Raw genomic sequence first — 7366 nt, 5'->3', positions numbered from 1 at the left:
CCCGTCCCATGATGGGGACAATACCGTTTTTCTCCTTGCTGCCGTTCACGTAGAACAGCACCTTGAATGTGCTTCTTACCATACTCGTTTTTTGTTTGCAAAGTTATTATTCAACGAGTTAGACCTTGATATGCCAACCTGTGCCACAAGCTGCCGGATACAACACGGTATGTTAAAAATCACCATTCGGCGGGTAACGATTTGGAGACCGTTCTGCTTCATAAATCCGCTTTCCTTTGCGTTACCCCGTTTTTTCGGTTGTCCTCATTTGGCTCCGCAAACGCCTTATTGACAGGCGTTACGAAGACATTTGTCCCTTTTTATTCGTCTTTTCCAGAGATTTTCTGTAACTTTGCTACGGGTTAGAATACGCATAAATCTATGCTATTATTTTGATTCTCAAACCATAAAGATACATACGAGGGGCATTCCAACTAACGTTCAAGCACATTCCTTATTGTCCAAAACTTGGGTTGAGACATAACATTAATACTATAAAAATATGGCACTACCAATCAATATAGAAGATTTGCTCAACAAACGAAAAGTTGAGTCCAATCGAATAGAATTTAAAGCAGGTTGGAATCCGGATAAGATTTACCACACCATTTGTGCCTTTGCCACTGATTTGGAGAATATCGGTGGCGGATATATTCTTGTGGGAGTGGAAGAGGAAAACGGGGTTGCAAAGCGTCCTGTAAAAGGGTACCTAAATTCTATGTGCGAAGTAAATCTTCCACTATTGAAGCTAAAGGCGAGATATTGGATGAAGTGAGGGAATTGGCAAACCGCGTGCCATTTGACGAACGGGGAAATGAAGCCATAAAAATAGATGACATTTCCGGTGTGTTTGTTTATGAACATTTGAAAACGGTAAAGAGTAAATTAGCTGAGAACTTCACTGGCAGACCGTTGATTGAAGTACTTGACGAGATGGATTTACTAACCGGCCCATCTGAAAACCGAATGATAAAGAATTGCGCTGCGATGATGTTTTGCGAACATCCGGAAAAGTTTTTCCCTGTCACCCAAGTCGATATTGTTTTGTTCCCCAATGGAAGTATAGAGGATCCTGACATGATGATTGAAGTGCCGAAAATAACCGGGCCTGTTCCTAAAATGATTAAGGAAACATTATCGTATCTTCGCACCAATGTAATCAAACAAAAAATTACGAAACCAGCAAACAGAGAAAAGTCGGATAAAATCTTTAACTATCCTTATCAGGTATTTGAAGAAGCCGTGGTCAATGCTTTGTATCATCGTGATTATCAAGAGCGTGAACCTGTAGAAATTACCATAGAGCCAACTCACATAGACATCTTAAGCTATGCAGGTCCAGACCGTTCCATAAGCACGGAGGCTATCAAAGCGGCACGGAAACTAAAGGCGCGAAGATACCGCAACCGCCGATTGGGCGACTTCTTGAAGGAGCTTGGTTTGACAGAGGGGAGAGCTACGGGCATTCCTACCATCCAGAAAGCTCTTAAGGATAACGATTCTGCTCCTGCTATCATTGAGACTGATGATGACAGAACTTATTTCCTTATGACCATACCTTGTCAAGAAGGGTTTGAAGGTGTTGATGATGCGATAAATGAGAATATAAATAAAAAAGAGCTATCCTTATTTGTCTTAATTGCCCAATCTCCAAATATAAAGCGAAAAGAATTATTGAAAATTCCATCTATGTCACGCTCAACTATAGATAGAATCTTAAAGGCATTATCTTCTGCCCCGCTGAACTTGATAGAATATCAAGGTTCCAAGAAAATCGGAGGCTATGTCTTGACTGATAAAGGAACCGCCTACTATCATTCATTAAACCAATAATGCTATGGCATGCCTCAACGAAGCACTATTTTGTCAGTAAAAGCATAAGCACATGGAACAAAGACAGATATAGAGGTTTGAGCGAAAAAGTGCCGGTGTCTTGCCGCCTCCCCTCTGATATCTGTCTGTTCTTTCATTTATATCCGGCTACTTCTTCACCGGCAGTCCCTTCAGCAGGCAATCCACTGCCGCCTTCAGTTGTGCGTCTTCTCCTTTCAGGGTCGCTTCCGGTTCATTATAGATCTGCACATCGGGTTGCAACGTACGGTTTTCCAGATAGTTGCCTTGCATATCCATGCAACCTACCTGCGGAATACCGAACACGATGCTCGGATCAATTTGCGTCTCCCACCATACGGCCGTCATGGTTCCGGCAACGGGAGTACCAACCAGCTTGCCGATGCCTAACGTCTTATACACGAAAGGAGTGCCGTGGGCGTTGCTGTAATTGTCCTCGCAAACCAGCATGCACGAAGGCTTCAGCCACTTGTTGAAGGGGTCGCTGCCGATATACTGGCCGCGCGGAACAAAGCGTTCATACTCTTTTCCGCCAAGCAACGTCACCACATCGTCGTGCAACCAGCCGCCTCCATTGTGACGGACATCCACCACAACCGCCTCTTTCTTGCGATTGCTGTCGCTCAACAGGTCGGAGTACATCTTGCGGAAACTCTGGCTGTCCATGCCCTTGATGTGGATATAGGCGATGCGTCCGCCGGAGTATTCATCCACTTTCTTGCGGCAGTTCTCTACCCAACGTTTGTAGAGCAGGTCGTTTTGGGCACTGTATGAGATGGGCTTCATCGTCTCTTCAAACCGTTTTCCGGTAGAGGGGTTGTAAACCGAAAGTACCACCTTGCGGCCCACCTTTCCTTCAAGCAACGGGAAGTAATCGGCCCCCGCCTGAATGGCAACGCCGTCAATCTTCTCGATGATGCAACCCGGCTTGACATCCGTCTTCTTCTTCGTCAACGGGCTTTGGGCAATAATCTCTTTGATCTTCAGTCCGTCTCCTCCGTAAGTGTCGTCGTAGAATACACCCAAAGCCGCTGTAGGAAGAGCGGCGTTCTGAGCATAATAGCGTGCTCCTGTATGGGAACCGTTCAGCTCGCCCAGCATTTCGCCCAGCATCTCCGCGAAGTCGTAGTTGTTGTTGATAAAGGGCAGAAAACGTTTGTAAGCCTCCTTATAGCCTGTCCAATCGGCTCCATGCAGATTTTCTACATAGAACTTATCGGCCACCTGCTGCCAGGCGTGCTCAAACATATACTCACGCTCTCCATAAGGGCGGTAATCGAAGAGAGCCTCAAACTCTATCGGGGTAATCTTGCTGCCTTCTGTCTCTATCTTCTTCATTCCGTCATGGGCGCAAAGGAATAGATTCTTCCCCTCCTTGTCGGGCAGCAGAGCACCCGCGCCTACTTTCTTCAGAAGGATTTTGGTAGTATTCTCTTTCAGGTTGTGTTCCCAGAGGTCATATCCGCCTTCAAAGACAGATAGGTAGTAGAGCTTGTCGCCCTTCGTGGAAAGCATGGCATCCGCCATGTGCGAGGAGTTGACAGTCAGGCGCACTATACGGTCGAAGCGGTTGGCAAGGTCGAAGGTCAACGGTTCCACCTTCTTTTCTTTCTCTTTGTCGGCCTCCTCTGTTTTCTTTTTGGCGTTCTTTTCGTCTTTCTTCTCCGTCTTTTCTTTCTCGGCTTTCTCTGCCTTTTCCGCCTCTTCGAGCAGGGCGGTCTCTTCCTTGGTCATCAAGAAGCGGTCGTATGCTTCGGCATCGAAAAACATGATATACGCATCGTCTTCGGCTCCCCAGCTGCCGTGGCTGCGATAGCCTGCACGGTCGCTGGTCCAAATCATGGCTTTTCCGTCCAATACCCACTTGGCATTGCCGTCGGAATAGCCGCTTTCGGTCAGGTTCACCATCTCCCCTTTGCCATCGGCATTCAGCAGCACGACATCCTTGTTGTTCCATCCGCCTACGCCGATATAATCTGAAAGAATCCATTTGCTGTCCGGACTCCACTGGAACCACTGGTCGCCGTCCGAATAGGAGTACTGGAACTTGCCGTCCATGACGGTACGCACCGCCTTTGTCTTCAGGTTGATGACACGGATAGCCGTACGGTTCTCAAGGAAAGCCACCTCTTTGCCATCAGGGCTGTATTGGGGCTGGAAAGAGGCGAGCTCCGAGTTTGTCAGCCGCTCTTCCTTCAACTCCGTGGCATAGGTAAAACGCTTTTCATCTTTTCGCACAATCGTGGTGGTGTAGAGCTGCCAAAGTCCGTCACGCTCGGAAGAATAGACCAATGTGCGTCCGTCGGGAGAAAAATCCACATCGCGCTCCTGATAGGGGGTGTTGGTAATCTGCTTGGTGGTCTGATACTCTACCGAAGTGACATAGACATCGCCACGCACAATGAAAGCCACCTCCTTGCCGTCCGGGGACACGGCCATATCTCTGGCACCGCTACGCTTGATCTGGCGGATGACATCCTTATCGTTCCGGTCGGAGACAACACGAATATCCACCTTCTGCGGTTCTCCACCGGGAAGCAAGGTGTAAATCTCGCCATCGAATCCATAGCACAATCTGCCATCTGCCGCTATGCTGAGAAAACGCACGGGGTGCTTGTCGTGGTGCGTGAGCTGCACAGCCTTAGTCTCGCCGGGAGTGCGCTGATAGACATTAAAAGAGCCGTTCTCCTCGCTCAGGTAGTAGAACGATTTCCCGTCGGGAGCCCATACCGGCTCTCGGTCTTCTCCTCCGAAGGTGGTCAACTGGCGGTATTGCGGCTCTTTGCCGGGAGTGTACATCCAGATATCACGGGCAATGGGCGACACCTGGTGCTTGCGCCAGTAATCCTCATACCCTTTTTTGTCCTGATAGAGCATCGCCCCTTCTTTGTTGACGGAGATACACTCCATCGGCATGGAAGAGAACATGACCGGCCGGCCTCCTTCCACAGAGACCTGATATACCTGGTTGAACTGTCCGTTAGAGGGAAATACCACCGCTTCTGCCGAAGGCATGATACCCGCAGAGAACAGAAGATGCCCGGCATCGGTAAAGGCAAGCGGTGTCTCATTGCCCGAATGGGAGGTCAGACGACGCGGTTCTCCTCCTTCCTTGGAGACGAGAAAGACATCCATACTTCCCATCCGGTCGGAAGCGAAAGCAATCTGTTTGCTATCGGGGCTCCACACCGGGGCTGTGTCGTGAGCGGGATTGGTAGTGAGCTGCATAGCACGCCCACCGCCGACCGGCACTGTATAAATATCCCCCTTATAGGAAAAGGCAATCGTCGTCCCGTCGGGAGAAATGGCACAATGGCGCATCCAAAGCGGAGCGTCCTGCGCGAAAGTAAAGCCTGCCAGACATGCGGCAGCGATACTGAGTAAGATTTTCTTCATTATGTTCTTTATATTAAATAAGTAATCAGTCTAAAGGGTGCTTGATTTTACATCATTACCAGCCATATCCGGTTGACACACATAACGTCACGGCAAAAATAGACAAAAAGATTCAGAGCGCCGAATTTGGAGAAAGAAAAGTAAAATAAGGGTCATCCGATATTTGGAGCGATGGCATACGGGGGTAATATACATGGGCGTAACATACTATCAATCACTGACATTCCTCTTTATTTTTTCTTTTGAAATTTTAAAGTGTCACTTTAATGCAGATAAAGTAATGCTTTAATGCCGATAAAGTAATGCTTTAACACCGATAAAGTAGCGATTTAATGTTGATAAAGCAACAAAAGGCGACTATGCCAGATTTTGCTTCACACTCTTGGGCAAACTTTCCTAGTCCACTTTACAGTGTGACTACATGTTTACTGAATTATGACAAAGGGGGGAAAGCAATAAGTCTTATAATTGCATTTAAAATCTTCTCAATCATTCAAGAGTTTTTTTAACTTATCGGAAACATCATCCACACTGCCCATATAGACAATATTCCTGTCTTCATCCAATATCAAAACAGTTGGATATACCTTAATTCCCGATTTCTGAAAGAAATCTGTTTCTTGTTCTGTTACAAATGTAGAGAATGTATAGCCTCTTTCAAGCAAAATACTCGCTCCTAAATCTAAATGCTCATCACGCTTATTTTTCACATACACACCGCTTATAAAAATATCATCACGCTGTTTATACTTATCATATAGCTCTTGAATCAAAGGAAATTTCATATAACAAACTCCACATCCAGCATTCCAAAAATCAAGAAGCAGATATTTCTGTTTCAAATCTCTTAGACAAAGACTATCACCTGTCGTTTTATATATAATTGCGTTTCCAATGCCGTTGGACACACATATAGAAGATGATATATGACCAAAATCAATATAATTCATTAAATGCTTTTGTCCCCCAAAAATGCAATATATCCATATAAAACAGGCAGCCAATATTATCAATACTGATTTAAACCGATATTGATAATATAAATATGTGGAAAAAATGCTTATACACGTACATACTAATGGAAGCACAGTACCTAATGTCTCCTCCCAATGTATAATACGTATAGGCAATTCAAGGGAGCATGCGCCCAAACATATTGCCATAACCGAAACAAAGGCACTACAATTCATTTTGTCCTTCGCGCATAGAACTCTATATGTAAAAAAAGAAAATACAATCGGCTGTATGGCTATGGACAAACGTATATCAACCGCACGCAGTAGCGACAATATGGCAACTAACAATACGGCAATAAACGTTATTACACAATATTTAGTATATTTCTTAAATGCCATTACAACGTCCATTACATGAATACACCCAAAGTGTTCCACAACCGTGAACGCTGTCCTCACAATTATTAGTGGCTTCACAATCTACTGAAGCAGAACACCAATCCGATTTTACGTTACAATTACATGGACTTTTCTCCTTAACTGATTTGGTCATAGCCCTTGTTTGGTTAATCTGAACAGTCCCATTTTTGTCCAAGAGTTTATTTCCTGTAGCTATTAAACCGCCAATTGTATTTTTACTCCATTGGAACTGTTGTTCGGCCTTTTTAGTCCATTTATAAACGAATAATTCAAAAAACTCTATTTCTTCATCTGTCCTTTTTGTAGAAAAGTCAAAATACTCTGGATGTTCATCTACAAATTGATACATAGCCTTTATATGTTCAGTTTCTTCTTTAGTCCATTCTAATTCTAATGCTTCATTAAACTTTTCTTTCCAAAAATCCACTTTTTGTTGTTGTGTAAATGCCACAAAGCATCCCCTTTTTACAGATTCATCCAAATTCTTCCATTCACTTCTGGTAATGGTTCTGATTTCTTTCAGATTTTCTTTTACCCAATCGTTCACCTCCTCATTACAACTATAAATTTCTCCTTTTTGACAAGAAGCAAAAACGAACAATAAACATGTCAGAAAAAACAAATTCAAATTTCTCATAATCGTATCATTTTATTATTTAACATAACGTTTTATTCTTAACAAATCCAGATTTTTCTGCGCATTTGATTCTACAACAAATCTTTTGTCAAAATAGCCATTCTGT

The 7366-nt window shown here is 44.4% G+C and carries 5 protein-coding genes and 1 pseudogene; 2 read left to right on the top strand and 4 right to left on the bottom strand.

What is annotated here, in order from left to right; all coding sequences use genetic code 11:
* Positions 1-82: pseudogene (locus K2G43_RS02450) on the bottom strand (integrase); the annotation flags it as partial.
* A gap of 420 nt (positions 83-502) precedes the next feature.
* Between K2G43_RS02450 and K2G43_RS02445 the strand changes: the two are divergent.
* Both K2G43_RS02445 and K2G43_RS02440 read left to right on the top strand, forming a co-directional pair.
* Positions 503-775, top strand: a complete 273-nt coding sequence (locus tag K2G43_RS02445; protein WP_300152881.1) for an ATP-binding protein — start codon at positions 503-505, stop codon at positions 773-775.
* Positions 776-792: 17 nt separating this feature from the next.
* Positions 793-1833, top strand: coding sequence for an ATP-binding protein (locus K2G43_RS02440; protein ID WP_300152880.1), 1041 nt, complete (start codon positions 793-795; stop codon positions 1831-1833).
* 147 nt (positions 1834-1980) lie between these two features.
* Here the strand turns inward: K2G43_RS02440 and K2G43_RS02435 are convergent, their stop codons facing one another.
* From K2G43_RS02435 to K2G43_RS02425, 3 genes are all read right to left on the bottom strand, one after another.
* Positions 1981-5247, bottom strand: a complete 3267-nt coding sequence (locus tag K2G43_RS02435; protein ID WP_300152879.1) for a S41 family peptidase — start codon at positions 5245-5247, stop codon at positions 1981-1983.
* 485 nt (positions 5248-5732) lie between these two features.
* Complete coding sequence (locus K2G43_RS02430) at positions 5733-6197, bottom strand: redoxin family protein (RefSeq protein ID WP_300152878.1); 465 nt, start codon at positions 6195-6197, stop codon at positions 5733-5735.
* Positions 6198-6591: 394 nt separating this feature from the next.
* The gene (locus K2G43_RS02425) at positions 6592-7260 is read right to left on the bottom strand and encodes a bacteriocin fulvocin C-related protein (RefSeq protein WP_300152877.1); all 669 of its coding nucleotides are present in this window, start codon (positions 7258-7260) and stop codon (positions 6592-6594) included.
* Between the last annotated feature and the right edge of the window lie 106 nt (positions 7261-7366).

Origin of the sequence: Bacteroides sp. (genome assembly GCF_029057325.1) — a bacterium.
In the GTDB taxonomy this organism is placed as follows: Bacteria; Bacteroidota; Bacteroidia; order Bacteroidales; family Bacteroidaceae; genus Bacteroides.
Note: the sequence above shows the minus strand (reverse complement) of the source record. Positions and strands in the feature narration are given on the sequence as shown.

Bases quoted from the DNA above. Each gene is read 5' to 3' on its own strand.
- K2G43_RS02425 (WP_300152877.1), bottom strand. From the start codon at position 7,260: ATGAGAAATTTGAATTTGTTTTTTCTGACATGTTTATTGTTCGTTTTT.
- K2G43_RS02445 (WP_300152881.1), top strand. From the start codon at position 503: ATGGCACTACCAATCAATATAGAAGATTTGCTCAACAAACGAAAAGTT.
- K2G43_RS02435 (WP_300152879.1), bottom strand. From the start codon at position 5,247: ATGAAGAAAATCTTACTCAGTATCGCTGCCGCATGTCTGGCAGGCTTT.
- K2G43_RS02430 (WP_300152878.1), bottom strand. From the start codon at position 6,197: ATGAATTATATTGATTTTGGTCATATATCATCTTCTATATGTGTGTCC.